At 65.4% G+C, this 25,943-nt stretch carries 19 protein-coding genes; 8 read left to right on the forward strand and 11 right to left on the reverse strand.

All coding sequences use genetic code 11. The features are described from left to right. Window positions 1-104: 104 nt before the first annotated feature. The 6 genes from I3J27_RS29095 to I3J27_RS29120 all read right to left on the reverse strand — a co-directional run bounded on the left by I3J27_RS29095 (window position 105) and on the right by I3J27_RS29120 (window position 8,017). Window positions 105-1,973 (reverse strand): ABC transporter ATP-binding protein, encoded by a 1,869-nt coding sequence (locus I3J27_RS29095; RefSeq protein ID WP_270162311.1) that lies wholly within the window; start codon window positions 1,971-1,973, stop codon window positions 105-107. A gap of 195 nt (window positions 1,974-2,168) precedes the next feature. Next, window positions 2,169-3,095 carry a 2-hydroxyacid dehydrogenase gene (locus I3J27_RS29100; protein ID WP_270162312.1) on the reverse strand — a complete coding sequence of 309 codons (927 nt, stop codon included), beginning with the start codon at window positions 3,093-3,095 and terminating at the stop codon, window positions 2,169-2,171. A gap of 8 nt (window positions 3,096-3,103) precedes the next feature. Continuing rightward, a complete protein-coding gene (locus tag I3J27_RS29105) occupies window positions 3,104-4,432 on the reverse strand; it encodes an NAD(P)/FAD-dependent oxidoreductase (RefSeq protein ID WP_270162313.1) in 1,329 nt (442 codons plus the stop codon). A gap of 40 nt (window positions 4,433-4,472) precedes the next feature. Next, complete coding sequence (locus I3J27_RS29110; RefSeq protein ID WP_270162314.1) at window positions 4,473-5,348, reverse strand: ABC transporter permease; 876 nt, start codon at window positions 5,346-5,348, stop codon at window positions 4,473-4,475. 2 nt (window positions 5,349-5,350) lie between these two features. Next, on the reverse strand, window positions 5,351-6,301 hold the full coding sequence (locus I3J27_RS29115; protein WP_270162315.1) for an ABC transporter permease: 951 nt from the start codon (window positions 6,299-6,301) through the stop codon (window positions 5,351-5,353). A gap of 27 nt (window positions 6,302-6,328) precedes the next feature. Continuing rightward, entirely contained in the window at window positions 6,329-8,017 is a 1,689-nt protein-coding gene (locus tag I3J27_RS29120; protein ID WP_270162316.1) for a peptide ABC transporter substrate-binding protein, read from the reverse strand. Between the two features lie 218 nt (window positions 8,018-8,235). Between I3J27_RS29120 and I3J27_RS29125 the strand changes: the two genes are divergently transcribed. Both I3J27_RS29125 and I3J27_RS29130 read left to right on the forward strand, forming a co-directional pair. Then, entirely contained in the window at window positions 8,236-8,868 is a 633-nt protein-coding gene (locus tag I3J27_RS29125; RefSeq protein WP_270162317.1) for a helix-turn-helix domain-containing protein, read from the forward strand. Between the two features lie 136 nt (window positions 8,869-9,004). Beyond that, window positions 9,005-10,861 (forward strand): ATP-binding protein, encoded by a 1,857-nt coding sequence (locus I3J27_RS29130; RefSeq protein WP_270162318.1) that lies wholly within the window; start codon window positions 9,005-9,007, stop codon window positions 10,859-10,861. 11 nt (window positions 10,862-10,872) lie between these two features. Here I3J27_RS29130 and I3J27_RS29135 read toward each other — a convergent pair whose 3' ends face one another. Beyond that, entirely contained in the window at window positions 10,873-11,898 is a 1,026-nt protein-coding gene (locus I3J27_RS29135; RefSeq protein WP_270162319.1) for an AraC family transcriptional regulator, read from the reverse strand. 187 nt (window positions 11,899-12,085) lie between these two features. On the opposite strand from I3J27_RS29135, the gene I3J27_RS29140 reads away from it, so the two are divergent. From I3J27_RS29140 to I3J27_RS29150, 3 genes are all read left to right on the forward strand, one after another. Continuing rightward, window positions 12,086-12,535 carry a cupin domain-containing protein gene (locus tag I3J27_RS29140; RefSeq protein ID WP_270162320.1) on the forward strand — a complete coding sequence of 150 codons (450 nt, stop codon included), beginning with the start codon at window positions 12,086-12,088 and terminating at the stop codon, window positions 12,533-12,535. A 107-nt stretch (window positions 12,536-12,642) separates the two neighbouring features. After that, a complete protein-coding gene (locus I3J27_RS29145) occupies window positions 12,643-14,136 on the forward strand; it encodes a flavin-containing monooxygenase (RefSeq protein WP_270162321.1) in 1,494 nt (497 codons plus the stop codon). Between the two features lie 100 nt (window positions 14,137-14,236). Then, the gene (locus tag I3J27_RS29150) at window positions 14,237-15,310 is read left to right on the forward strand and encodes a hypothetical protein (RefSeq protein ID WP_270162322.1); all 1,074 of its coding nucleotides are present in this window, start codon (window positions 14,237-14,239) and stop codon (window positions 15,308-15,310) included. A 139-nt stretch (window positions 15,311-15,449) separates the two neighbouring features. Here the strand turns inward: I3J27_RS29150 and I3J27_RS29155 are convergent, their stop codons facing one another. The 4 genes from I3J27_RS29155 to I3J27_RS29170 all read right to left on the reverse strand — a co-directional run bounded on the left by I3J27_RS29155 (window position 15,450) and on the right by I3J27_RS29170 (window position 20,450). Beyond that, window positions 15,450-16,331: an alpha/beta hydrolase gene (locus tag I3J27_RS29155; protein ID WP_270162323.1), complete on the reverse strand. Its 882-nt coding sequence runs from the start codon at window positions 16,329-16,331 to the stop codon at window positions 15,450-15,452. 93 nt (window positions 16,332-16,424) lie between these two features. Continuing rightward, on the reverse strand, window positions 16,425-17,765 hold the full coding sequence (locus tag I3J27_RS29160; RefSeq protein ID WP_270162324.1) for a cytochrome-c peroxidase: 1,341 nt from the start codon (window positions 17,763-17,765) through the stop codon (window positions 16,425-16,427). Between the two features lie 13 nt (window positions 17,766-17,778). Beyond that, window positions 17,779-19,494, reverse strand: a complete 1,716-nt coding sequence (locus I3J27_RS29165) for a phospholipase C (protein ID WP_270162325.1) — start codon at window positions 19,492-19,494, stop codon at window positions 17,779-17,781. A 164-nt stretch (window positions 19,495-19,658) separates the two neighbouring features. Beyond that, window positions 19,659-20,450 carry an ABC transporter substrate-binding protein gene (locus I3J27_RS29170; RefSeq protein WP_270162326.1) on the reverse strand — a complete coding sequence of 264 codons (792 nt, stop codon included), beginning with the start codon at window positions 20,448-20,450 and terminating at the stop codon, window positions 19,659-19,661. Between the two features lie 248 nt (window positions 20,451-20,698). Between I3J27_RS29170 and I3J27_RS29175 the strand changes: the two genes are divergently transcribed. The 3 genes from I3J27_RS29175 to I3J27_RS29185 all read left to right on the forward strand — a co-directional run bounded on the left by I3J27_RS29175 (window position 20,699) and on the right by I3J27_RS29185 (window position 25,926). Next, window positions 20,699-21,883, forward strand: coding sequence for an efflux RND transporter periplasmic adaptor subunit (locus I3J27_RS29175; protein ID WP_270162327.1), 1,185 nt, complete (start codon window positions 20,699-20,701; stop codon window positions 21,881-21,883). A gap of 9 nt (window positions 21,884-21,892) precedes the next feature. Next, window positions 21,893-25,051 (forward strand): efflux RND transporter permease subunit, encoded by a 3,159-nt coding sequence (locus I3J27_RS29180; protein WP_270162328.1) that lies wholly within the window; start codon window positions 21,893-21,895, stop codon window positions 25,049-25,051. A 95-nt stretch (window positions 25,052-25,146) separates the two neighbouring features. Beyond that, on the forward strand, window positions 25,147-25,926 hold the full coding sequence (locus I3J27_RS29185) for a DUF4261 domain-containing protein (protein WP_270162329.1): 780 nt from the start codon (window positions 25,147-25,149) through the stop codon (window positions 25,924-25,926). The last annotated feature ends 17 nt before the right edge of the window (window positions 25,927-25,943 follow it).

Consider the following 25,943-nt stretch of genomic DNA (forward strand, 5'->3'; position numbering starts at 1 on the left):
GTGGTAGTTCAGAAGAGAGTGATGGACTATGAAGCGGTTCACATACCGCTGCTTCCTGTTGCTCCATCCGGTCACGATTTCCGGAGGACACGTGAAGCTCGCAGTCAGGCCGACCACTCCTCGCCCCAGACCTGGACGACGTGTCCTGGCGATACTTCGCGATATTGCCGCACGGGCGGCTGGTAATCCGGTGCGCGCACCGGACTTCTAATCTCGTCGTTGGAGGCTTCGCGGCGAGTGCCGCGGCGCGATGGATCGGGCACCGGCACCGCGGCCATCAGCTTCTTCGTGTAGGGATGCTGCGGATTGCAGAACACGGACGCACGCGGCCCGATCTCGACGATCTCGCCGAGATACATCACCGCGACGCGGTGGCTCATGCGCTCGACCACCGCGATGTCGTGGGAGATGAAGAGGTAAGCGAGGCCCATGCTGGCCTGGAGATCGAGCATCAGGTTCACGACCTGCGCCTTGACCGAGACGTCGAGCGCAGAGACCGCCTCATCCGCAACGATCAGTTTTGGTCCAAGCGCGAGCGCGCGCGCGATGCAGATGCGCTGGCGCTGGCCGCCGGAGAATTCGTGCGGAAAGCGCGCGGCCATGTCGGCGGTCAGGCCGACACGGACCAGCAGATCGGCGACCTTCTCGCGCGCCTGCGCGGCGGTGGCAAGGCCGTTGGCGAGCAGCGGGGCCGCGATCGCCGTTCCCACCGACATGCGCGGATTGAGGCTCGCGAACGGATCCTGAAACACGATCTGCATCTGCTTGCGGAAGTCGCGCAAGGTGCGGCGGTTCATGGCGAGGACGTCCTGACCGTCGATCAGGACAGTCCCGCTGTCCGGCTCCGTCAGCTTGAGAATCGAGCGGCCCGTGGTCGACTTGCCGCATCCGGATTCGCCGACCAGTGCCAGCGTCTCGCCGGCGCGCAAGGTGAAGGAGATGTTCTCGACCGCATGGACGCGGCCAGAGACCTTGCCGAACAGGCCCGAGCGGATCGGAAAGCGCGTGGTGAGGCCCGCGACTTCGAGCAGCGGGCGCTCGGCGACGGAGACCGTATCCGGTGTTTCGGTCGGCTCGTCCGAAGTGCCCGTCACCTTGTCCACGATCGGAAAGCGCATCGGCCGCGCACGACCGTCCATCGAGCCGAGGCGCGGCACCGCCGCGAGCAGCGCCCTTGTATAGGGATGCGAGGGCTCCGCGAAGATGCGCGCGGTGGCGTCCGTCTCCACGGCCTGCCCGCCATACATCACCACGGTGCGGTCGGCGATCTCGGCAACCACGCCCATGTCGTGGGTGATGAAGAGGATCGACATCCCCTCCTCCTCCTGGAGCTCTTTCAAGAGCTCCAGGATTTGCGCCTGGATGGTGACGTCGAGCGCGGTGGTCGGTTCGTCCGCGATCAGGAGCTTCGGCTTGCAGGCGAGCGCCATCGCGATCATCACACGCTGGCGCATGCCGCCGGAGAAGCGATGCGGATGCTCGTGGAAGCGGGATTTCGCCGCGGGAATGCGCACGCGATCGAGCAGGCGGACGGTCTCGGCCTCGGCCGCCGCGCGCGACAGGCCACGATGCTGGATCAGCGCTTCCGCGATCTGGAAGCCGATGGTGAGCACCGGATTGAGGCTCGTCATCGGCTCCTGGAAGATCATGGCGACGTCGTTGCCGCGGATGTCCTTCATGCTGCTCTCGGGCAGCGCCGTCAGATCGCGCCCGGCCAGCATGACGCGGCCCTCGACGCGGCCGATCTCCTGCGGGATCAGCCGCATGATCGAGAGCGCAGTGACGCTCTTGCCCGAACCGGATTCGCCGACGATCGCGACGGTTTCACGCGGCGCGACGTCGAAGGAGACGTTGCGGACGACAGGAATCCATTGCCGCTCGAGCATGAAGGAGGTGGTGAGGCCGGAGACCGACAGCACCGGGGCCTGCGTGTCGGCAACGACTGGGTTAGATGCATGTGCGCCTTTGCTCATGCGTAGACCCCGAGGCCAGCCACGGAAAAGCTGCGCTCCCTCCCCCGCTTGCGGGGGAGGGTTGGGGAGAGGGTGCATCCACTAGCGAGATCCCCCAAGAGGAGAGAGCCCTCACCCGCGCCTTTGGCGCAACCTCTCCCGCAAGCGGGAGAGGTAAGAGGAGCCCGGAGCTGCGCTGATGTTCCCATCATCACCTCAGTAACCACGGCTACGATCGACGCGTCCCGGCAGCTCTTCGCCGCGCCGGTGGCGTGCGATCACGTCGAGCACGAAGTCGACGGCCGTGTCCGGCGTCGTCATGCTGGCATTGTGCGGCGTCAGCAGGATGCGCGGATGGCTCCAGAACGGATGTCCCGCGGGCAGCGGCTCGGGATCTGTGACGTCGAGCACCGCACCCGACAACGCACCGCTGTCGAGTGCGGCGAGAAAATCGGCTTCGACCAGATGCGGGCCGCGGCCGACATTGACGAGCGAAGCCCCGCGCGGCAGGCGCGCGAACAGATCGGCATTGAGGATGCCGCGGGTCTCATCGGTCAGCGGCAGCAGGCAGACGAGGATGTCGGCCTTCGCGAGAAATTCCGGCAGCGCCTCCGCACCGGCGTAGCAGGTGACGCCCGCGATCTCGCGCGGCGAGCGGTTCCAGCCGAGCAGCGGGAAGTCGAATGACCTGAGGCGTTCGAGCACGGCCTGGCCGAGCTGGCCGAGCCCCATCACGCCGACACGCCGACGCTTGGCCGGCGTGATCCGGATCTCGCGCCAGACCTGCTCCTTCTGCTGATTGATGAAGTGCAGGAGGTCGCGATGCAGGGCGAGCACGGCCATGGTGACGTATTCCACCATGGTCTCGGCAATGCCGGGCTCCAGCATGCGCACCAGCGGAATATGTGCCGGAACTTTCGTGGCGTCGAACTGGTCGACGCCGGCGCCGACCGAGAAGACCAGCCCGAGGTTAGGGAACGTCGTCGCGATGTCGTCCGGCGGCACCCACGCCACGAGATAACGCACCTCGGCGGGATCGCCGATGTCGGGCCAGAGCCGGAACGGGACGTCGGGCGCGCGCTCCGCGAAGAAGCGCGCCCATTCGGCGCCACGCACCATGTTGGCCTTGTAGAGAACCGTCATGCGGCCCCTCAGAACGGGCTGACCGGCGCGAGCCGCCGGCCGTCGATCATGCGCTTGTGGCTGTAGGCCGCGGGATCGACCAGCGGCGTCGCGCCGGTGACAATGTCGGCGGCAAGCTTGCCGGCCGCGGGGCCGATGCCGAAGCCGTGGCCGGAGAAGCCGGTCGCGAGGAAGAAGCCCGGCAGGGCGTCCACCGGCGAGATCACCGGGATCGTGTCCGGCGTGCAATCGATCGTGCCGCCCCAGGCTTCGGCGATTTCGATGTCCTTCAATTCCGGGTTCGCCTTGATCAGCGAGGCCAGCGCCGCATTGACCAGCGACATGTCGGGCTCGGGATCGCGCACACGCTCGGTCTCGAACGGCGACGGCTTGTCGAAACTCCAGCTCGTGCCGCGCACGATCTGGTCGAAGAACGACTTGCCGAACGAGAGTTTCAGTCCGTTCTTGCGATGCAGATAGGTCGGCCAGAAGGTGCGCGCGTAGCGAAACAGATCGGGCGACAGCTCGACCGTGCCGCGGTTGCGCAGCGCCAGCGTGAAGCCGCCGTCGAGACGGCGGCGGATGCAGTAGAGATCGGTGCCGAGCGCGCCCGAGGTGATCTCCGGTGCCGGCGTGGTCCGGCATGCGGTGGCGTTGACGAGGCCGATCGACAGCTCGATGCCGTGGCGGCGGCAGAACAGCGACGACCACGCGCCGCCCGACAGCAGCACGGCTTGCGTGCGAATGGTGCCCCTCTCGGTGACGACGGCGCTGACCTTTCCGCCTGTCGTCTCCAGCCCGCGCGCGGCACAGCCCTGATGGATGGTGACGCCGTGCTTTCGCGCGGCAGTCGCGAGCGCGGGCACGGCCATCGACGGCTCGGCACGGCCGTCGCTCGGCGTGTACAGGCCGCCGACCCATGTGTCGGTATTCCCGGGCATGCGCGCGGCGACCTCGGCCGGGGTCAGCACCGTCGAGTGGACCTGCATCTCGCGCGCGACCGCGGCCCAGCGCTCCCAGCTTGCGAGCTCGTCCTTGCTCTTGGTCAGGAACAGCACGCCGGTGCGGCGGAAGCCGGCATCGACGCCGGCGTCGTTCTGCATGTCCTCCCACAGAAGCAGCGCCTCGCGGGCGAGCGGAATTTCCTCGCGCGCGCGGCCCTGCTGGCGGCACCAGCCCCAATTGCGGCTCGACTGCTCGCCGCCGACATGGCCCTTCTCGACCAGCGCGACGGAAAGGCCCTTCTTTGCGAGATGATAGGCCGCGGACACGCCGATGACGCCGCCGCCGATGACGACGACATCCGCCTGTGCCGGCAGGCGTTCGTCGCTGTTTATACGGTTGAGCGGCGGGGACATGATGCACTCCTGCACTTCAGTTCGATCGAATTCTTGCTCGTCATGAGATGTTCATTCGCGGGTCGAGCGCATCGCGCAGGCCGTCGCCGAGGAAGTTGAAGCTGGTCACGGCAAGCGTGATGACGAGGCCCGGCGCGATGGCGAGCCAGGGCGCGCTGGTGAGATAGATCTGCGCGTTGTTGAGCATGTTGCCCAAACTCGCGGCCGGCGGCTGGATGCCGTAGCCGAGATAGCTGAGATAGGATTCCAGCAGGATCGCCTTGGCGACGTTCAGCGTCGCCGCCACCACGATCGGCGCGACCGCATTGGGCACGAGCTCGCGGAACATGATCCGCAGGTTCGACGAGCCGAAGGCGAGTGCCGCAACGGCGAACTCGCGTTCCCGCAGCGAGCGCACCTGGGCCTCGACGACGCGGGCCACCCACATCCAGGCGGTCGCCGCGATCAGCACGGTGGTGGTGAAGAGGCCCGGCTCGGTGAGGGCCGCGAGCGTGAGCAGCAGAAAGATGGTCGGGAAGCACAGCACGGCATCGACGAACCGCATCAGGACCGCGCCGATCACGCCGCCATAGAAGCCGGCGAAGGCGCCGACGGCGATGCCGACCGCCGTCGCGAGCACCATCGCGACGATGCCGATCGACAGCGAGACGCGTCCGCCCATCATCAGACGCGCCAGCACGTCGCGGCCGAGCTCGTCGGTGCCGAGGATATGCGCGCCCGACAGCGGCGGCGCGAACCGCTTCATGATGTCGATATAGGTGTCGTCGTACGGCAGCAGATAAGGACCGAACACCGAGCCGAGGACGAGCACCAGAATGATCACGGCGCCCGCGAGTGCGAGGCGATGCCGGCGGAAGCGCCGCCAGGCGGCCTGGCCGGGCGCGAGCTGAACGGAGGAGAGGGTCGCAGCCGTCATTCCTAGCCCACCCGGATGCGTGGATCGACGACGGCATAGAGCATGTCGGCGAGCAGCGAGCCGATCAGCACCATGGTTGCCGAGAACATCAGGATGCCCATCACCACGGGATAGTCGCGGTAGCCGATGGAATCCAGGAACAACCGGCCCATGCCGGGCCAGGTGAACACGGTCTCGGCGACCAGCGCGCCGCCGAGCAGCGTCGGCAACTGGAGGCCGGCCACCGTGATCATCGGCAAGAGCGCATTGCGAAGCGCGTGCACGGTGAGGATGCGCCATTCCAGCATGCCCTTGGCGCGCGCGGTGCGGATGTAGTCCTGGTTGATCACCTCCAGCATGGAGGAGCGCATGAAGCGGCCCCACATCGCGGTCTCGACCAGCGCCAGCACCAGCGCCGGCGCGATCAGGTGATGCAGCAGGTCGAGGAAGGAGCCGTCGCCGACGGTCTGCCGGTTGCCGGCCGGCAGCCAGCCGAGTTTTACCGAGAACACGTAGATGGTGACGAGGCCGAACCAGAAGGTCGGGATCGACAGCGCGATCATGGCGCCGACGGTGGCGAGCGTGTCGAACAGCGAATAGCGGCGCAGCGCGCCAAGTACGCCGATCCAGCAGCCGAGCAGCACCGCGATGATGGTCGCCGTCGCCATCAGCTCGAGCGTCGCACCGAGATGCGAAGTGATCACCGACAGCACCGCCTCGCCGTCGCGATACGACTTGCCCCAGTCGCCTTTGAGCATGCGGCCGAACCAGTCGAGATACTGGATCGGCAGCGGGCGATCGAGGCCGAGCTGTTTGGTGACGCGGTCGAGATCCTCCTGCGTCATCTGCGCGGAGGCCGCGAACTGCGACAGTGGACCACCGGGCGCCAGATGCAGGATGGCAAAGCCGATCGCGGAGACGATCACCAGCAGCATGATCGCCTGCGCCAGGCGATTGGCGACGTAACGGGCCATCTCAGATGATCTCGCGGGCGAGAGGCATCAGGCCCAGTACCATTCGCGGATGTTCCAGCAGTTGATCGAGGTGTTGATATTGGGACGGAAGCCCTGCAGCCCCTCCTTCACGCCCTCGGCGATGAAGCCCTGGAACAGCGGCAGGATGGCGAGGTCGTTACGGATGAGCTTTTGCAAATCGCCATAGGTTGTCTTGCGCTCCGCGAGATCGAATTGCTTGGCACCCTGCGCGAGCAGCCGATCGGCCTCGACGCTCTGGTATTGATAGGTGTTGTAACCGCGGCCGCCCTTGGCGGGAGTGGCGCCGGAGCCGAACCGCGGCGTCACATCAGGATCGCTGCCGAGCATGAAGTTCACGCCCACGATCACCGAATTGAACTTCGACTGCTGCCAGAAGTCGCCCCAGATCACGGCCGCCGGCATGTTGTTGACGCGCATCGCGGCACCGATCGCGCGCCAGTCCTGGATCAGGAGCTGCTGGGTTTGCTCGCGCACGGCATTGCCTGACGTCGTCGAGTTGGTGAATTCGAGCTTGACGCCGCCCTTCTCGCGCACGCCACCGGAGCCGCGAACCCATCCCGCGGCATCGAGCAGCGCGTTGGCCTTGGCCGGATCGTATTTGTGCTGCGGCAAGCCCTGCTGGAACGACCACGCCTGCTGCGGCACGAAGCTCTCGGTCTGCGTCGGCAGGCCGTAGTTCAGCGCATCGATGATCGCCTGCTTGTTGATCGCGAGATAAAGCGCCTCGCGCACGGTGCGGTCCGCGAAGGGACCGAATTCGAGATTGGGCGCGACATGCTCCACCGAGGACGTCGACGAGACGAAGATCTTGCGGCCCTTCAGCGTCTTCGCCTCCTGCACGAAGTTCGGCAGGATGCCTTGCAGGCCGGTGTAGTCGACCTGGCCGGTGCGGAACTGGGTGTAGAGCACGGTGAGATCGGGAATGTATTTGAAAACCACGCGTTCGACGTAAGGTCCTTTGCCGTGATAGCCGGCGTGAGCATTCAACTGAATGTGGTCGCCGGGCACGCGCTCGCCCCAGCGGAACGGCCCGGTGCCGACAGGCGCGTTGTGGAACGGCGAGGCGTTCGGGTCCGGCACCTTGTCCAGGATGTGCTTGGGCACGATGAAGGTGAGCGACAGGATCGACATGTAAGGCGAATAGGGAGCCTCCATTCGCCAATGGATCTCGTCGGGCGCGACGATCTTGATGTCCTTCACCAGGCTGTGGCCGACGCGGCTGCGGGCGCGAAAATCGGGATTGTTGTTCAGCTCCAGCGAGAACTTGACGTCCTCGGCCGTGAACGGCGTGCCGTCGTGCCACTTCACGTCGCTGCGCAGCTTGATCTTCCAGGTCAGGCCGTCGGCCGACAGCCCGCCATTCTCGATGGTCGGCACTTCGCGCGCGAGATCGGGGACGAACTTGCCGTCGGGCTCGATGAACCAGAGCGGTGAGAACACCTGCCACCAGAGGCCCTGGTCGACCTCGATGCCCGGCATCAGCGGATGAAAGACGGTCGGCTCCTGCGACAGCGCGGCGATCACCTGCCCGCGCGGCTTGTCCGGCGGATTGGTTGGGCGTTCGGTCTGCGCAAACGCGTTACCTGAAAGTGTCCACCCCGCTGCGGCGCCCGCGCCGAGCTGGAAGAATTGTCGGCGATTCGGAATGCCGGGATGCACTGACCCAACGCCGAACTTGCCGGTGCTGTCTGCCATGACCACTCTCCGTTTTCGCACGCGGCACCGTCCCCCGCGCCCCGAGACCCCGGCAAAGGGACAGGAGTGGGCTTTAGTGCTTCTAAATTTTTCAATCAAAAGGTCATCATGACTAAATACAGCTGTCAATCACATTGCTAGGATGCGCGACCTTTTCACTCCGACTGAAGCTCCGGACCGCTGTGGTCCGGAGCTGAGACGATGCATGGGAGAGCGACATGGATGGTCGCGGCGATACGAACGGTCCGAAGGACGCGCCGGCGGCCGAGGCCGACGATGCAGTCGACCAGCGGCTCGGCGAAACCGTGCGGCTGCTGCGTCAGCGCGCCGGGCTCTCGATCCAGGACGTCGCCAACAAGACCGGCCTCTCCAACGGCATGATCAGCCAGCTCGAACGCGCGCGCGCCATGCCGTCGATCCGCACGCTGCGCCTGCTCAGCATCGCGCTCGAAGTCCCCATCTCCTACTTCTTCGAGACCAGCGATCCCGCCGACGTGCAGCGCTACATCGTGCGCAAGGGCAGCCGGCGGCTGCTGCGGCTCACCGCCAGCGGCGTCGTCAAGGAAGCCCTCACGCCGGAAGGCAAGGGCCAGCTCGAACTCTACGAGCTCACGCTCAATCCCGGCGCCTCGTCCGGCACGGATTTCCTGCAGCACACCGGCGAGAAGGCCGGCTACATCCTGTCCGGCAGCCTGCGGCTGTGGCTCGACAACCAGGCTCATCTGCTGGAAGCCGGCGACAGTTTCCGGTTTCCGAGCATCGTGCCGCACATGTTCGACAACCCGACCCAGCAGGTCGCGCGCGCGATCTGGGTCACGACGCTGCACCAGACCGATTCGCCGGCAGGTTGAGGCGCCGAGGAACGCCTGCGGCTGGTCGGAAATTGCCTCTCGACGCAGGCTCAGGGAATCTGTAGCCACATGAAACCGGACTCCATTTGCGGGGGCGGACGTGGGAGTCCGTAACTGACGTCGTGGGTGTGAGACCATGAAACCCAGGGGGCTTCTGACACTCGCGATGGCCGCACAGGTCGTCGTGACCGCCGTGGCCCTCCTTGGCTCCTATGCCGTCACCGGAAGCGGGTTCGGCATTGCCCAGATCGTCGCCCTGATCGCAAGCGGCATCGTTGCGGTGCTGCTCGTGCGGTTCTGCGCGCGCGCGATCGAGACGACGCAGGACGAGCGCATGGCTGCGCAGCTCGCCGAGCGAGCGCAGGCCAGCGCGCAAATCACGCAAGCCGTCATCAAGACCGCGCTCGATGCCTTCGTTCAGACCGATGCGGACGGCATCGTCCTGGAGTGGAGTGTTCAGGCCGAGGCGCTGACCGGATGGACGCGCAAGGAGGCGCTCGGCGCTGATGTCGTCAACCTCCTGATCGCCGAGCCGCTTCGCGACGGCTTCAGGCAACGCATGATGCGGCTGCTGCCGGAACTGTCGAATACCCCGATCGGCATCCGGTTCGAGGCGACGCTGCTGCACCGGAACGGCGACAAGATCCTGATCGAGGCGTCGAGCACTGCGCTTCAGATCGGCGGGCGCACAATCATCAACAATTTCATCAAGGACGTCACCCAGAAGCGCGCCGCCGAGGAGCAGTTGATCCAGGCCCAGAAGATGGAGGCGGTCGGCCAGCTCACCGGCGGCATCGCGCACGAATTCAACAACATGCTCACCGTGATCACGGGCACGATCGAGATCCTCGCCGACGCTGTCAAGGACAACCCGCCGCTCGCCACCATCACCAAGCTGATCAGCGAAGCGGCCGACCGCGGCGCCGCGCTGACGTCGAGCCTGCTGTCCTTTGCGCGCAAGCAGGCGCTCCATCCCGCCGAGATCGACGTCAACGAATTGCTCGAAGAGCTCGCAAAGCTGCTGCTGGCGACCTTCGACAAGAAGATCGAGATCGTCACCAGGCTCGACCGCAACGTCTGGCTCGCCTTCGCCGACCGCGGCCAGTTGAGCTCGGCGCTACTCAACCTCGCGATCAACGCGCGCGATGCGATGCTGGATGGCGGCAGGCTGACGCTGACGACGCGCAACGTCGTGTTCGGCGTGCGCGAGGCCGTCGCGGTCGGCGCCGGCTATGCCGGCCACTATGTCGAGATCGAGATCGCCGACAGCGGCACCGGCATTCCGCAGGCCATCCTCGAACGCATCTTCGATCCCTTCTTCTCGACCAAGGACGTCGGCAAAGGTACGGGCCTCGGCCTCAGCATGGTGTTCGGCTTCGTCAAGCAATCCGGCGGCGGCATCAAGGTCAGCTCCGTCGAAGGCGGCGGCACCATTTTCACGATCTATCTGCCGAAGGCCGAGACCAGCACGCTGCGTCCGGCCGGCTATGACGAGCGCAAGGTCGTCGGGGGTAAGGAAACCATCCTGTGCGTCGAGGACGATCGCGACGTCCGCCAATACGTCACGGTCCAGCTCGAAAGCCTCGGCTACAAGGTCATCCAAGCCGCCAACGCGGCCGAAGCGCTCGCCATCGCGGCCGCGGGCACGCCGTTCGACCTGCTCTTCACCGATATCGTGATGGCCGGTGCCTTGAATGGACGGGAGCTCGCCGTCGAGATGGTCGCCGCGCGACCCTCGCTGCGGGTGCTGTTCACGTCGGGTTATGCCCACGACGCCCCGCATGGGCCGGCAGGCGCCACGATGGGCGCGCCGCTCCTGACGAAGCCCTATCGCAAGGCCGAGCTCGCGCGCATGCTGCGCCGCTCCCTCGACACGGCGGTCGATGCCGCCGGTGATGCGATCCCGACACCCTATTCGGTGCAGGCCGATCTCGAGGGCTTTCTGCGCAGGCAGGCGGCCGAAGACAACGCCACGAGGAGGCCGCGGAGATAGCCGTCTTGCGGCTAGCTCATTCTTCGCCGCAGCGTGGCCGACGGCGTCTCGCCGAATTTTTCGCGGTAGGCTCCGGCCATGCGGCTGAGATGGGTGAAGCCGAGATCGAATGCGATGTCGGTGATGGAGGCATCGGGCGAAGCCTGCGCGAGCCGGGCGTGCAGACCGGCAAGTCGCATGTCGAGCAGCATCTGCGAGATCGACACCCCGAAATGACGACGGAAGCCGAGCTGAAGCGCGCGGATGCCGATCCCGGATGCGCAGGCAAGCTGCGCGAGGTCGAGCGGCTCACCGGCAGTGTCCGCAAGATGGTCGCGTGCGGCACGGAGCGCGCGTGGCAGCCGCTCAGCTTGCCCCGAGAACGTTCTGATCGCATCCGACAGGCCATGGCGCTGGCCGTTGAGGAGATGATCGAGCAGTCCCTCGCGCCAATCGGCCATCGCGACCGGTGAAAGCCTGCCGGACGGCCCGAGACGCTCGGCGAGCGTCATCAATTCGGCAAGGCTGGTTCGGAGGCCCTGCCCGGACGGCGCATCCAGAGCGATGATCGGATCGAACTCGACGGGGCCGGCCGCTTTGCCCGACAGCGCCGCAGCACGCTGCTCGACCATGCGGCGGTCGAGCAGCAGGATCGCCTGCGCACAATCCGTCCAGACCATTCGGGTCGGAATCGTCGGCGACAGCAGCGACGCCGTCCTGTCCGGCGCGGCATCGAGCTCGCTGGCGCCGGCACGAATGTGGGCGCTGCCGCTGAGCGGAACCTGCACCAGGAAGAAGCGATCGAGGCAGCCGGGATCGATGCTGACCGATCCGCCATAGGCGACGTAGTTGATGGAAAAGCCGTCGAATGCCGCGCAATTGTGCCGGGCGGAGAAGCCGGCCGCCCGCGGCTGTGCCGGCTTGAGATCGTGCGGGCAGAAAATGCGCCCGATCTGCTCGGCCGCCTCGTCGACATCGTCGGTAGTGACGCGGGCAAAGTCCGCGAGCCGGTCGGCTGCGAAAATTGTTGCGCTCATTTCCAGCTCGGCTGCGGACATCGTCGACCACGCTTCGCGTCACGAAGTTGTTTTAAACCTATAATAGTTCCCCGGTCGCGAAAAGGGCCGCACCCGCAAAATCGTCGTGCTGCATGGCAGCAGCCGCGTGCGGATTCGTTTAGCGGATAGACAGGTGCCCATGACCGGCCGATGCTCCGTCCCCGCCGGAATCCATGAGGAGGCGAGCATGACTGCACTCGAAAAGGGCATTACCGCAAACGGCACGGGCTATGGCGGCAAGACCTGGAACATCCTGGGTCAGGTCTATTTCCCCAAGGCCGTCACCGAGTCCACCTTCGCGTTCGAGACCAACAGCGATCCCGGCCAGTTCGTGCCGGTGCACATCCATCCGACCCAGGACGAGTTCATCCTGGTGCAGGAAGGCACGCTCGACCTCAAGCTCGACGGCCAATGGGTCAAGGCCCACGCCGGCGATCTCGTGCGCATGCCGCGCGGCATCCCGCACGGCTATTTCAACAAGTCCGACAAGCCGTGCCGCGCGCTGTTCTGGGTCTCGCCAATGCAGAAGCTGGAGGCGTTGTTCGAGCAGCTCCACAATCTGACCGACCCGGCCGAGGTCGTGCGCATCTCGGCGCTGCACGAGGTCGACTTCCTGCCGCCCGAGGCCAACGACTAGGCGTAGCCTCCTCGATCCATTTTCATCCGCTTGCAGGTCCCGCCGGCCGCGCCTTGCGGCCGAACGTGGCCGCTTGCGCGCGAAACACATTGATTGCGAGCCATCCCATGGTCAGCCCAAAACATGTCTGCGTGATCGGCGCCGGTATCTCCGGCCTTGCTGCCGCCAAGGCGTTCTCCATCCGCGGCCACCGCGTCACCATCGTCGAGCGCAGCGGCGATCTCGGCGGCGTCTGGGAGCCGGCGCGCTCCTATCCCGACGTGCAGACGCAGAGCCCGAAGGAGCTCTACCGCTACACCGATCGCGCGATGCCGGACGCCTATCCGGAATGGCCGACCGGGCCGCAGGTCCATGCCTATCTCGCCGACTATGCGAAGAGCTTCGGCCTCGACCGCATGCTGCGCCTCAACACCGCCGTCGCGGGCATGGCGCGCCGCGCCGACGGCAAGCCGGGCTGGTCGCTCGCGCTAACGGCCAGGGATGGCGCAACCACGAACGAGGACTTCGATTTCGTCGCGGTCTGCACCGGGCAGTTCAACGAGCCGCGCGAGCTGCATTGCCCGGGCGAGGAGGGCTTTCTGGCGCAAGGAGGCCAGATCCTGCATTCGTCGACATACAGCGATCCTTCGCTGGTGAAAGGGCGCCGCGTCGTCGTGCTCGGCGGATCGAAGTCGGCGACCGACATCGCGGTGAACGCGGTGAAATCGGGCGCGCGCGAGGTCACCATCGTGATGCGCGAGCCGGTCTGGCGCATTCCCTATTTCATCGGCGGCCTCGTGAACTTCAAGCGCATCCTCTACATCCGCGCGCAGGAGGAGATGTTTCCGGGCTGGGGCGCGAGCGCCACGGCACGGCTCGCGCTTCGTCTCGCCGCGCCGCTGATCTGGGCGAACTGGCGCGGGCTCGAGAGCCTGTTGAAGGCGCAGCTCAAGCTGAAGCAATGCGGGATGGTGCCGAAGGAGCGGATCGAGGACGGCGTCAACTGCTCGGTGCCGATCGCAACGCCCGGCTTCCACCCGATGGTCGCCGACGGCCGCATCAAGGCGGTGTTCGGCAGCTTCGATCAGTATGAGGGCGACAGCATCGTGATGAGCGGCGGCGAGCGCGTCGGTGCCGACGTCGCCGTGCTTGCGATCGGCTACAAGCTCGGCGTGCCCTTCCTGCCCGCGGCGTATCAACAGAAGCTGGTCGATGAAGACGGGCAGTACCGGCTCTACCGCCTGATCGCCAACCCCGATCTGCCCGAGCTCGGCTTCGTCGGCTTCAACTCGTCGTTCTGCACCGTGCTCTGCGCCGACCTCGCCGCGAACTGGCTGGTGCGCTATGCCGACGGCCAGCTCGCCAACCAGCCGACGGCGCAAGCGATGCGCGACAACATCGAGATGATGCTGCACTTCAAGCGCGTCGAGCGTCCGGCTGCCGGCGTCTATGGCGGCCTGTGCGTCGCGCCCTATCACTATCGCCATTTCGACGAGCTGATGGCCGACATCGGCGCGAAGAACCAGAAGCGTGGCGGGCTTGCCGGGCACTTCCAGCCGCCGGACGCGGATGCCTATGCGAAGTTCCTGGCCACGGCGCCGGAGTACCGGGTGGCGTCCTGAGCCCGGATAATCCGGCGGGACGAGATTTGTCCCTCGCCAGCCTGCGCCGCGATGCCTACGATTCCCGTCGCCGCCGAATCGACAGGCCTGGGAGCTCGCGATGGAACCACGACGTCACGCCGCCGCAGCCATGGTGGCGCTTGGGCTGATCCTCGCGACGATCGCCATGAGCCAGGCACAAACGCTCACGGCGAAGCAGTCGGAGGCGCTCGCGACCTACAATCGCGCGCTCGGCGACTTCAAGGCCATTCTCGCCGAGCGGCGCAAGCAGATCGACGCGAAGCAGCCGCTGCCAAACCTGCCGGGCCAGGCGCTGTATCTCGCGCGCGTTGCCGTGATCAGCAGCTACAAGGATCTCACCGACGCCATGCCGTCGCGGATCGGCCGGCCCAACAAGTTCGAGATACCGCCGGCCTATTTCGATGCCGACATCGAGCCGCTGATCGACGAATATGCCGGGCTCTTCGACATCATGGAGGCGCCGCCGGCCGGAGCACAGAACTCGCCGACGCCGTTCAAGGACGTCGTCGATCTCGCGGTCGCGATCGCGCGCGCCAAGGGGCTCGCGCCACCTCACGCGGCGGCCGCAGGACGCATCAGCCTCGGGCTGTTCTTCGCGGAAACCAACGGCAAGCAGAATGTCCGCAACGGGCGCTCGAACACCTATATGGGCAGCTTCCAGACCGGCCCCTCCGAGGACCGCAACGGCCGCAGGAAATGGGAGGCGATCAAGGGCGAAGTCGCGGCGATCGATCCGGGACTGGGTGCGCGCGACGACAAGGAAGAGGCGCGGGCCCGCGGCACCGATCACCGCTTCAATCACTGGACCAACGTGCGCGACGGCCTGATGAACGCGCATGCGGATCTCTTTCGGGAGATTCCGGGAATCGTGAAGACGCTGCCCGACCCGATCGACCAGATGAAGCTGTTCGAGCTGATCCAGATCGTTCCCACCCCGACGCGGTCCGCGCTCAAATCGGGCGACCTGCTGAACTACAGGGTGTCCAGCCCCACAATCATGAAGCATCTGCGCAACAACAGCATTTTCGCGTTCGGACAGGCCGACCGGGCGAGGACCTCCGCAAGCTTCCGCGAGATCATGGGGGCGATGTGGCTGTTCAACCGGAAGTTCGAGAAGGCGATGACGAAATATGCGGAGATCAGGCCGCGCTGAGGGATCGGCTGTATCGGCCGTTCGACGCAGGCGAAGAAAGGTCAAGCTCACGCGCGCCAATGGGCGGCGGACCGACTTAGGACAGTGCACTCGCATGGCTGTTGGCGCGTCCGCCAATGGCACGATGCGCAGAGACGCATCATGGCTCGCGCTTGCTGTTGGCCGAGATGAATTCCGCAATCCCGTCGACCGCCTGCGTCTCAACGCCGTAGTAGCCATGTGCTGCGAAAGCCTCGCACGGGTCGGATCTCGGTGGGTCGCCGCCGCTGACCAGAACAACCGCCACCTTGGCTGCTCGCGTCAGGCGTTTTGCGAGCGCCGGCGCGTCAACGGCGGGCGTGAACTCGCAGGCATCTTCGCTATGCGACACAATAAGCGTGGGGACCTTGATCTCGGGCAGCGCCATGCTGATGACGCCGTCCGGGTAGTCCCTGGCGACGTCGGGGAAGAGTTTTGCCAAGGACGAGCCTGGTGCAATGCGGGTAACGGTCGACGTCAACACGAGGCCATCGATCGAACCGGCCGCGATGCCGTCGCGGCCAGCAGCGATGGCGCCGCGTGCCGCCGACCAGCTGCCCGCGCTGGTGCCGACCAGCCACACCGGCACGTCGGCCTGGCGCTTCAAGTAGTCGGCGACGGCACCGATATCGATCGCGTGGTCGCTGCTGAGACGAAACGATCCGCTCATGCCCCTCGGTTGATCGGACGGAGCATCCATCACAGCCACGATGAGATCATGCGCGGCGAACTTCACGCGGCTGCGCACGAGGAAGTTTCCGGCCACGAAAGCGTACGGCCCCACTTGCGGAGATGGGACCCTACTCAATCGCAGATTTCCGCTGCCGCCAGCGAACAGGATGACGGATGCAGTTGCGTGGTCCGGTTTGATCAGGATGAAGGATTGCTGGACGCCGCGCGGCGTCGTGATGGAGACGATCGAAGCGTCTTCTCCAAAGGCGAGGTTCCAAGTTGCGAGCGACAGAATTCCGAGCTGGACCATCAGGTGAAGCGCGCGATTCATGGAATGGCTCCAACAATCCATTGTCGCTTTCTTGGTCGGGCACGGAAAGGCCAGGACAGCGTAACACGACTTTGCGCGTCGATCAGCCTCGTCCTAATTCTCCGGCCGGTAACCGTCCGTCAACGTCTTCAGGAACGCGATGATATCAGCCTCGTCCTGTTCCGTCATCGCCGGCCTGTCACCGGGATGACGATCGAACGGCGGATCGGTGACGTCGACATTGGCGTGATATTTTTGCGGCAGGTCGTCGTACTTCCGCACCGTGCCGTCGGCAGCGCGCGGAAACACCTTGTCCGGATTGATGTCACGGAAATTGTAGAAATCGAGCACCTGCTCGAGGGTGCGGAAGACGCCGTTGTGGAAGAAGGCGTGGCGCGTCGCCGTGTTGCGCAGCGTCGGGGTCAGGAACATGCCGCAATATTGCGTCTGCTCGGGGATGTCGGTGCGATGCGGGCCGCAGACGCCGAGGTCGAAATAATTGGGATCGCGGTTGCCGGCAAGCGCGGCATTGCGCGGCGCGCCGAGCGCCTCGTATTGGTGGTCGGTGAACAGCGGCGGCAGGCCGTCGCGGGTCGGCGCCGAGGTGTGGCATCCCGCGCAATTGGCCTTGTCGGGATCGTTGAACATCTGCAAGCCGCGCAGCTCGCTCTCGGACAGCCGCGCCTTGCCCTCGAGCCAGTAATCGTACTTGCTGGTATAGGGATGGAAGCTCGGCTCCTCGACCTGATAGCGCGCCACCGCGAACATCGCCTCCGCGATCAGGAGCCGCTGATTTCTCAGCACGCCGGCGCCGAACAGCTCGACGAAGCGGTTGGCGTAAGGCGCCCCGCGCAGCTTGTCCGCGACGACCTCCGCACTGCCGCCGTCCATCTCGTTGGGATCGAGCAGAGGAAACAGCGCCTGATCCTGCAGCGTGTCGGCGCGGCCGTCCCAGAACAGGCCGCCTTGCGGCACGATGTTCGCCGACGCTCCGGTGCCGCCCGCGGTCTTCGTCGTGCGCGCGGCTTGCTGACCGATTGCGGCCATCTGCGCGAGATCGACGACGTTGTCGTCGTCGCCCTTGTCGGGGCCGATGCTGAAATTCGGATGGCGATCGAGATAGGTCAGCGACGGCACCGCGCGCACGCCTTGGCGCGACAGGGCCTTGCCGCCGAGCATGACCGGTCCGTCATTGGGCGGGCCGTAGGCATGATCCGGGCTGTGGCAGGAGGCACATGACAGCGTACCGGACGAGGACAGTGACGCGTCGTAAAAAATCTCCTTGCCGAGCTGCGCCATCGCGGAGAGCGGCGCAACGGGCGGACGCATGAGACGGACCGGGTTCGGGTTCGCACCCGCCGCCGTGGAGGTCTCTGCATGCGACCCGACCGCAAAAACGGCGCCGGCCAGACAGAGCAGGCCGGCGCCGAGAAGCCACATGGTGCGGCTGTTCATGTCTCCAGACGTCCTAGTGGTGATGATGATGCTCATCCGGCGGGCTGGTGATCACCGTGCCGGAGGTCGGATCGAGGAACAGCGCGTCCACCCGGAGGTCGTGGCGATGATCCTGATCGAAATCGAACAGGTCCATGATCGACCCGGCGTTCGCATCGAACGAGCCGCCGCCGAGGCGCCGACCGCGCAGCCAATTGTCCTCGATGAACCGCACCACGGAAGCCTGCGAGATGTAGCTGCGGCTGACGAAGTTCGTCCTGGCGTAGGGCGAGACCACGATGAAGGGAATGCGCGTGCCCGGACCGCAGCGTCCGTTCACCGGCTGGCCGCCGAGCCCCTTCGGGGCCGGCTGCTTCTGTGCGCCGAGGCCGCACAGGCCCGGACCGTTGACCTGATCCGCGGTTGCGTCATACGAGGCGCTCTTCGGCGCAACGTATTGGTGGTCGTACCAGCCGTCGGAATCGTCATAGGTGATGATGATTGCGGTCTCACGCCATTCCGGCTGCTTCTGGAGGAAGTTGATCAGCTCGACGTTGCCGGTCTGCTCGTCGAGCGGGTCGGAGTTGCCGGCATGCCCGTCCTGGAAGGCCGGCATCTTGATGTAGGAGACGGCCGGAAAATTACCGGCCGTCACAGCCGCGTAGAAGTCCTCGAGATCATAGCCGTGGTTGGCTGGATCGACCTTGCCGTCCATTGCATAGGTGTGGCCGATCGCCCGCACCGAGCTCGGCCGCGCGTGGGTCGGGTTGGCGGTCGACTTGTAGTACTGGAACCAGGCGTGGTGCGGAATGTAGTCGACGATGGTGCCGTTGACGTTGCTGGAGAAGGTGCTGCGGCCGCAGCCGGTGGTGCCGTTGGCGTTCTTGAGCGTCAGGTCGAAGCCGCCCATGAAGCTGCCCCAGCTGATGTGCTCGGCATTGAGCAGGTCGCCGATGTTCTTGCCGTCCATCAGGATCGTGCTGGTGGTGCTCGAGCAGGGATCGCTGCCCGGATCGGTATCGCCGATCAGCGTCAGCCCGCCCTGCCCGTCGGGAACGGTTTGTGTCGACGTGCCGACGACGTTCTGCGCGCCGTTGGTCTGTCCGGAGATCACTTCGAGCATGCCCGGCGTCGACGGACCGAAGGTGTCGGTCCAGGCATTGTCGCTCATCGAGAAATGCTGCGCGTAGTTCCAGAGGGCCGTGACGGTGTTGCCGTCGAAATAGCCCATCACCTGACCGTTGGTGCCGAACGCGCCGGCGCCGCCGGCGGTGCCGCGGCCGGTGAATTTCGGGAACAGGTCTTCCTTGCCATTGTCCACGGCCTGCTGCTCGGGCGTGTAGGCGTGGTTCTGCGAGCGCGTGTTGGCCTGGGTGCGGTCGAGGCGGAACGGGTCCGTCGCGCCGGCGCCGTTGGCCGGGCTGTCGTTGGGGTTATTGACCAGCAGGTTCGCCGTGACGAGGTTGTTCACCCTCGGCGTACGCGGCTTCGGCACGAACGGGATCGAGCCCGACGGATTGGCCGCGATCGGATAGGTCGCGAAGTAATGATCGAACGAACGGTTCTCGTTGAAGATGATCACGAGATGCTTGATCGGCGTCTCGGTGTGGATGTTGTGCGGATGTCGATGATGATCGTCCTGGTCGTGCCCGTGATCGCGGTCGAAATCATCCGCCAGGACCGGAATGCTGCACGCGAGTGCCGTCGCGGCCGCGAAAAACGCGACCGTCGTCAGGAATCTATTTTTCATTGGGTGTTGCCCCGAAGGAATGACGCCGACCTTCGGGACATTAATGGCGCGCAATGACAAAGGTGTGTCAACTTGACGCACGAGACACTTTGCGTAGTGGCCGAGACAAGATTCTTTACACAGCCGCCAGGCCGAACGCTCGCTGGCCATGAAGCCGCCTGCCGCTACTCCGTCCGGATCGGCGAGTCCTTCAGGCCATTGTTGTCATAGGCCTTGCGCAAGGTGCCGTTCGTCACCGCCTCGTTCATGAATTTCGTGACGAAGGCAAGCGACTGCTGATGGCCGAGCGGGACGGCGACGGCCGTCACCGTTTTCTTGAAGGTTTCGTCCAGCACCTTTGTCCCCGGAATCTTCAGCGCCATCTTGTTGAGCTGGTCGCGCGACAGCGCGAAGGCGTCGATCTCGCCGCTCTTCAGAAGGCCGAAGATCTCGTCATAGGTCTGATAGCCCGTGACCTTGGCATTCTTCAGATGCGCGACGGCGCCGCGCATGGTGGTGGTGGCGTTGACGGCTGCGACCTTGACGCCCGCCTGGTCGAGACTGGCGAAATTGGTGACGCTCGAGCCGGGCTTGACGATGTAGGTGGCGTCCGCGACCTCGTAGATCGGGCCGAACATCATCCTGGTCTCGCGCTCGGGATCCTTGGGCAGCCATGTGACGTCCCAGCTGCCTTTCGACGCCGCGTCGGTGATCTGCCCGGAATTCTGGTGCACGACATATTCGACGGGCACGCCGAGCTGCGCGGCCATCTCCTTGCCGAGATCGACCGGCACGCCGGCATAGCCGGCTTCCGTCCTGGTCGACCAGAATGCGCCGCCCGCCGGGCTGATCGCAATCGCGACCCGCAGCTTGCCGGTCGGCGCGATGTCGTCCTTCAGGCCATCGGCTAGCGCGGGCATGGCGAGGGCCGCTGCGAGGACGAGGCCGGCAAGGGCCGAGTGGAAGGACGTTGGCATGTCATGCTCTCCTGACCTTTTCTTCTTCTCTTCTGACCGGTTCGAGCGCTTCGCCTCTGTCGCGCGGCGTTTGACACAATTCTGGTCGATCGTGCGCGCGATGAAAAGCCATTTGTCATGACAAACCTGTCAAGGGCCACAGCGCGGTGTGCAGTGCAAGGCCGGCGACCGCCATGGCTATGGTGTTCCACGCCCGGTCATTTGTTGCTAGCCTGCCGCACCGACAGACAATCATCGGGGGCCATCGAATGACCTGCGCGAATCCCGCACACCGCAATGGAGCGTGGCGACCTATCGGGCGGTCAATGGCCGCAGCAATGGCCGTGGTCGCGCTCGCGGGCTGCGAGGACAAGAACACGTTCGTGGCGCCGCCGCCGCCCAAGGTGGACGTCGCAACACCCGTGCAGCGCCCGGTCACCCGCTATATCGAGGCCACCGGCAACACCGCGCCGATCAAGAGCGTCGACCTGGTCGCGCGTGTGCAAGGCTTCCTGCAATCGATCGACTACCAGGACGGCAGCTTCGTCAAACAGGGCACCCAGCTGTTCACGATCGAGCCCGAGACCTACAAGCTCAAGCTCGAACAGGCGAAGGCCGCGGAGGTCGGTGCGCAAGCCACGGTCAAGCAGACCGAAGCCGATTACAAGCGGCAGGTCGAGCTCGTGCAGCGCCAGGCGGTCTCGCAGTCCACCCTCGACACCTCGACATCGACCCGCGACAACGCTCAGGCCAACCTCCAGCAGGCCCAGGTCAATACGAGGCTGGCCGAGGTCAATTACGGCTACACCAACGTGACGGCGCCGTTCGACGGCATCGTCAGCGCGCATATGGTCTCGATCGGCGAGCTCGTCGGCGTCTCCTCCCCGACCCAGCTCGCCTCGATCGTCGCGATGGACCCGATCTATGTGAACTTCACCGTCAACGAGCAGGACGTGCTGCGCATCCGCGCCGAGGCGGCCCGCCGGGGACTGACGCCGGCCGACCTCAAGCAATTTCCGATCCAGCTCGGCCTTCAGACCGAGACCGGCTATCCCCATGAGGGCCATCTCGACTACGTTTCGCCGACCATCAACCAGTCGACCGGCACGCTCGCGGTGCGCGGCCTCGTGCCCAACGACAAACGGGTGCTGGTGCCCGGCTATTTCGTCCGGATCCGCGTACCCTTCACCCAGGAGAAGGACGCCCTCCTCGTCCCCGACACCGCGCTCGGCAGCGACCAGGGCGGCCGCTATCTCCTGGTGGTCAATGGCGACAATACGGTCGAGCAGCGCAAGGTGCAGATCGGCCCTGCCGACAACGGCTTGCGCGTGATCGAAAGCGGCTTGAAGCCCGACGATCGCGTGGTGATCGCGGGGCTGCTGCGCGTGATCCCGGGCCAGAAGATCGATCCGCAAGTCACAAAGATCGAGCAGCCGCAGGCCGCTGCCAAGTAGGAGCTGGCCATGATCTCAAAATTCTTCATCGAGCGGCCGGTCCTCTCGAACGTCATCGCGCTGCTGATGATCCTGATCGGCGGCGTCGCGCTGTTCAACCTCGCGATCGCACAATATCCCGACGTGGTGCCGCCAACCGTGCAGGTCACCACGCGCTATCCCGGCGCTTCCGCCAAGACCGTGATCGACACGGTGGCCCTGCCGATCGAGCAACAGGTCAACGGCGTCGAGGACATGCTCTACATGCAGTCCTACAGCGGCTCCGACGGCACCTATACGCTGACGGTGACCTTCAAGATCGGCACCGACCTCAACTTCGCGCAGGTGCTGGTGCAGAACCGCGTCTCCAGCGCACTGTCGCAACTGCCGTCCGCCGTGCAGAACCAGGGCGTCACCGTGCAGAAGCGGTCGACCTCGATCCTGTTGTTCGTGACGCTGACCTCGCCGGACAGGACCTTCGACAGTCTGTATTTGAGCAACTACGCCACCATCAACATCCGCGACGAGCTCTCGCGCCTGCCCGGCGTCGGCAACGTCACGGTGTTCGGCGCCGGCCAGTATTCGATGCGGGTGTGGCTCGATCCGAACAAGCTGCAGGTCCGTGGCCTCGTGCCACAGGACGTCATCCAGGCGATCCAGCAGCAGAGCCAGCAGGTCTCCGCCGGCCAGGTCGGCGCGCCGCCGACGCCGGCGGGACAGGCGTTCCAATACACGCTCAACGTCAACGGCCGGCTCGACGACACCACCCAGTTCGAGAACATCATCGTCAAGTCCGGCACCAGCGGCGACGTCACGCGGGTGCGCGACGTCGGCTGGGTCGAGCTCGGCGCGCAGACCTACAGCCAGATCTTCTCGCTGAACAAGCAGCCCGCCACCGGCATCGGCGTGTTCCAGTCGCCCGGAGCGAACGCGCTCCAGGTCGAGCAGGCCGTCGAGAAGAAGATGGCCGAGCTCGCCAAGGCGTTCCCGCAAGGCATGAAGTACGACACGCCGTTCGACACCACCAAGTTCGTGCAGGCCTCGGTGCACGAGGTCTACATGACGCTGATCGAGGCCGGCCTCTTGGTGCTGGTCGTGATCCTGGTGTTCTTGCAGGACTGGCGCGCGATGCTGGTGCCGGCGACCACCGTGCCCGTCACCATCATCGGCGCGTTCGCGGCGATGGCCGCGCTCGGCTTCACCATCAACATGTCGACGCTGTTCGCGATCGTGCTGGCGATCGGCATCGTCGTCGACGACGCCATCGTTGTAGTGGAAGGCGCCGCGCACAACATCGAGCAAGGCATGAACGGCCACGATGCCGCGATCAAGGCGATGGACCAGCTCTTTGCCCCGATCGTCGGCATCACGCTGGTGCTGATCTCGGTGTTTTTGCCGGCCTCGTTCCTCGCCGGCCTTACCGGGCGTATCTATTCACAGTTCGCGCTGGTGATCGCGGCGACGGCGCTGCTCTCCGCCATCAACGCGGCGACGCTGAAGCCGACGCAATGCGCGCTCTGGCTGCGGCCCACGGTGCCGCCCGAACAGCGCAATTTCTTCTATCGCGGCTTCAACGCGGTCTATGACCGGGTCGAGCGCGGCTATACACGGCTGATCACCTTCCTGTGCCGGCACGCGACGGTCTCGGTCGCGTTCGCGCTGCTGGTGATCGGGCTGAGCGGCTACGGCCTGTCGCGGGTACCGACCGGCTTCCTGCCGATCGAGGACCAGGGCTATCTGATCGCCGCGGTGCAGCTGCCCGACGGCGCCTCGCTGGAGCGGACCCAGACGGTGCTCGACAAGGCCGCCGATATCATCAAGGACACGCCCGGCGTCCAGCAGGTCATCACCATCGCCGGCATCTCCGCGCTCGACAACAGCGCGAGCCTTGCCAATGCCGGCGTCGCCTACATCATCCTGAAGGACTGGGAGGCGCGCAAAGGCCCCGGCGAGGATCTGCGCTCGCTGGTCTACGGGCTCAACGACAAGGTCGCGACCATCATGGAAGCGCGCACGCTGGTGCTGCCACCGCCGCCGATCCAGGGCATCGGCAACGCCGCCGGTTTCTCGATGCAGGTCGAGTTGCGCGACGGCAACAGCGATTTCGCAAAACTCCAGGCGATCACGGGTGCGATGGTCTCCAACGGGCAGAGCCAGAGCGCGCTCCAGCGCGTGCAATCCTCGTTCCGCTCCTCGGTGCCGCAATTCAACGTCGAGATCGACCGTATCAAGACGCAGACCCTGCATGTGACGACGGACCAGGTGTTCGCGGCACTGTCGACCTATCTCGGCTCGTCCTACGTCAACCAGTTCAACAAGTTCGGCCGCGTGTTCCAGGTCTACACCCAGGCCGACCCCGCGTTCCGCGTTACCGAGCGCGACATCGCCAACATGCAGGTGCGCAACTCGAACGGCGACATGATCCCGATCGGCACGGTCGCAACGATCACGCCGGCGACCGGCCCGTCGCTGATCAGCCTCTACAATCTCTATCCGTCCTCGACCATCATCGGCCTGCCGGCGCAAGGCTATTCCTCCGGCCAGTCGCTGACGCTGATGGAAGACATCGCGGCGAAGACGCTGCCGCCGGGCACCGGCTATGAATGGACCGCGATGTCGTATCAGGAGAAAGCCGTCTCCAACCAGATCTACTGGGTGTTCGGCCTTGCCATGTTGCTGGTCTATCTCGTGCTCGCCGGCCAGTACGAGAGCTGGTACGCACCGATCTCGGTGATCCTCGCGGTGCCGCTGTCGCTGCTCGGGCCGATGCTGATCCTCTCTGGCCTCAAGATCGACAACAACCTCTATTGCCAGATCGGCCTGATCCTCTTGATCGCGCTGTCGGCCAAGAACGCGATCCTGATCGTCGAAGTCGGGTTGGAATTGCACGGCCGCGACGGCAAGCCGATCCTGGACTCCGCGATCGAGGCCGCGCGCGCCCGCTTCCGCCCGATCCTGATGACCTCGTTCGCCTTCATCCTCGGCGTGGTGCCGCTGGTGATCGCGACCGGCGCCGGCGCCAGCGCGCGCAAGTCGATCGGCATCACCGTGTTCTCGGGCATGCTGGCCTCGACCTGCCTCGCGGTGCTGTTCGTGCCCGCGTTCTTCGTGGTGGTGCAGCGCTTCGAGAACTGGCGTTCCTCGAAGAAGGCGCCGAAGGCACAGCCGGTCGCGGAAGTGAAGTCCTAGGCGGATCTGGTTCGCAAAAATTCGTCCGGAAGTTGAACCGGAACGCTCCGCCCGCGTTGGAGCTACTTGCGCTGGGAAACATGAGGGACGTGGCCATGACGGATCGTCACCTGGCCTTCGCTCTGTTCGACCGGCCCGTCGTGCTCGATCTCGCGGCGGTCGTGGATGTCTTGCGCAAACGACATCCCGGAATCGAGATCGACCTGCCCGAAGCTGCAGCGGGACAGGCGGCGCCGGTGATCCGTTGCGCCGGTCAGAACATCCTGCTGATGGTCATGTCAATGCCGGTCCCGCGCGAGAGCTGGGACTTGCCCGGCCGGCGCACCGTCGCGACCTGGCCGGCTGCGCTCGAGGTGCTCGGCGGGCATGCCGCTCACGTCGTGATATCGACGGTCGGGCGGGTCGGGACACCTGCAGAGCGGCTGCAGGCCGCGCGCACCGTGACCGCGGTCACCGGCGGTTTGATTGCGACCATCCCGGCCGTGGCGGTTTTATGGAATGGGCTTGTCGCCCACCCCGCCGAGCGATGGGAGCTGTTTGCACGCGAGGCTTTCGCCGAATATCCGCGCATTCCGTTTCCGCTGTGGGTCAGCATTCATCCGTTCCGCGACGGCGAGATCACCGGCGCGATTACGTTCGGCCTGGCGCCGTTCGGCGACCGCGAGATCGAGTTCGAAGGCAAAGGCGCCGATCCGAACGAGATCATGATCACGGTCGCCCGCCTCATCGTCTACGTGCTCGAACATGGTGCCGTGCTGCGCGACGGCGACACGCTTGGCGCCGGCGAGTCCGACCGCATCAAAATCCACCACATCGTGTCGCGTCGTGTTCAGGGCCTGCCGGTGCTGCAGGCCACCGTGCCCGGCGCAGCCTAGGCCAGAAGCATCAGGTG

Origin of the sequence: Bradyrhizobium xenonodulans (assembly GCF_027594865.1) — a bacterium.
GTDB classification, from domain to species: domain Bacteria; phylum Pseudomonadota; class Alphaproteobacteria; order Rhizobiales; family Xanthobacteraceae; genus Bradyrhizobium; species Bradyrhizobium xenonodulans.

Bases quoted from the DNA above. Each gene is read 5' to 3' on its own strand.
- I3J27_RS29160 (WP_270162324.1), bottom strand. From the start codon at position 17,765: ATGAACAGCCGCACCATGTGGCTTCTCGGCGCCGGCCTGCTCTGTCTG.
- I3J27_RS29115 (WP_270162315.1), bottom strand. From the start codon at position 6,301: ATGGCCCGTTACGTCGCCAATCGCCTGGCGCAGGCGATCATGCTGCTG.
- I3J27_RS29100 (WP_270162312.1), bottom strand. From the start codon at position 3,095: ATGACGGTTCTCTACAAGGCCAACATGGTGCGTGGCGCCGAATGGGCG.
- I3J27_RS29180 (WP_270162328.1), top strand. From the start codon at position 21,893: ATGATCTCAAAATTCTTCATCGAGCGGCCGGTCCTCTCGAACGTCATC.
- I3J27_RS29120 (WP_270162316.1), bottom strand. From the start codon at position 8,017: ATGGCAGACAGCACCGGCAAGTTCGGCGTTGGGTCAGTGCATCCCGGC.
- I3J27_RS29130 (WP_270162318.1), top strand. From the start codon at position 9,005: ATGAAACCCAGGGGGCTTCTGACACTCGCGATGGCCGCACAGGTCGTC.
- I3J27_RS29140 (WP_270162320.1), top strand. From the start codon at position 12,086: ATGACTGCACTCGAAAAGGGCATTACCGCAAACGGCACGGGCTATGGC.
- I3J27_RS29135 (WP_270162319.1), bottom strand. From the start codon at position 11,898: ATGTCCGCAGCCGAGCTGGAAATGAGCGCAACAATTTTCGCAGCCGAC.
- I3J27_RS29170 (WP_270162326.1), bottom strand. From the start codon at position 20,450: ATGCCAACGTCCTTCCACTCGGCCCTTGCCGGCCTCGTCCTCGCAGCG.
- I3J27_RS29155 (WP_270162323.1), bottom strand. From the start codon at position 16,331: ATGAATCGCGCGCTTCACCTGATGGTCCAGCTCGGAATTCTGTCGCTC.
- I3J27_RS29175 (WP_270162327.1), top strand. From the start codon at position 20,699: ATGACCTGCGCGAATCCCGCACACCGCAATGGAGCGTGGCGACCTATC.
- I3J27_RS29110 (WP_270162314.1), bottom strand. From the start codon at position 5,348: ATGACGGCTGCGACCCTCTCCTCCGTTCAGCTCGCGCCCGGCCAGGCC.
- I3J27_RS29125 (WP_270162317.1), top strand. From the start codon at position 8,236: ATGGATGGTCGCGGCGATACGAACGGTCCGAAGGACGCGCCGGCGGCC.
- I3J27_RS29095 (WP_270162311.1), bottom strand. From the start codon at position 1,973: ATGAGCAAAGGCGCACATGCATCTAACCCAGTCGTTGCCGACACGCAG.
- I3J27_RS29145 (WP_270162321.1), top strand. From the start codon at position 12,643: ATGGTCAGCCCAAAACATGTCTGCGTGATCGGCGCCGGTATCTCCGGC.
- I3J27_RS29150 (WP_270162322.1), top strand. From the start codon at position 14,237: ATGGAACCACGACGTCACGCCGCCGCAGCCATGGTGGCGCTTGGGCTG.
- I3J27_RS29185 (WP_270162329.1), top strand. From the start codon at position 25,147: ATGACGGATCGTCACCTGGCCTTCGCTCTGTTCGACCGGCCCGTCGTG.
- I3J27_RS29165 (WP_270162325.1), bottom strand. From the start codon at position 19,494: ATGAAAAATAGATTCCTGACGACGGTCGCGTTTTTCGCGGCCGCGACG.
- I3J27_RS29105 (WP_270162313.1), bottom strand. From the start codon at position 4,432: ATGTCCCCGCCGCTCAACCGTATAAACAGCGACGAACGCCTGCCGGCA.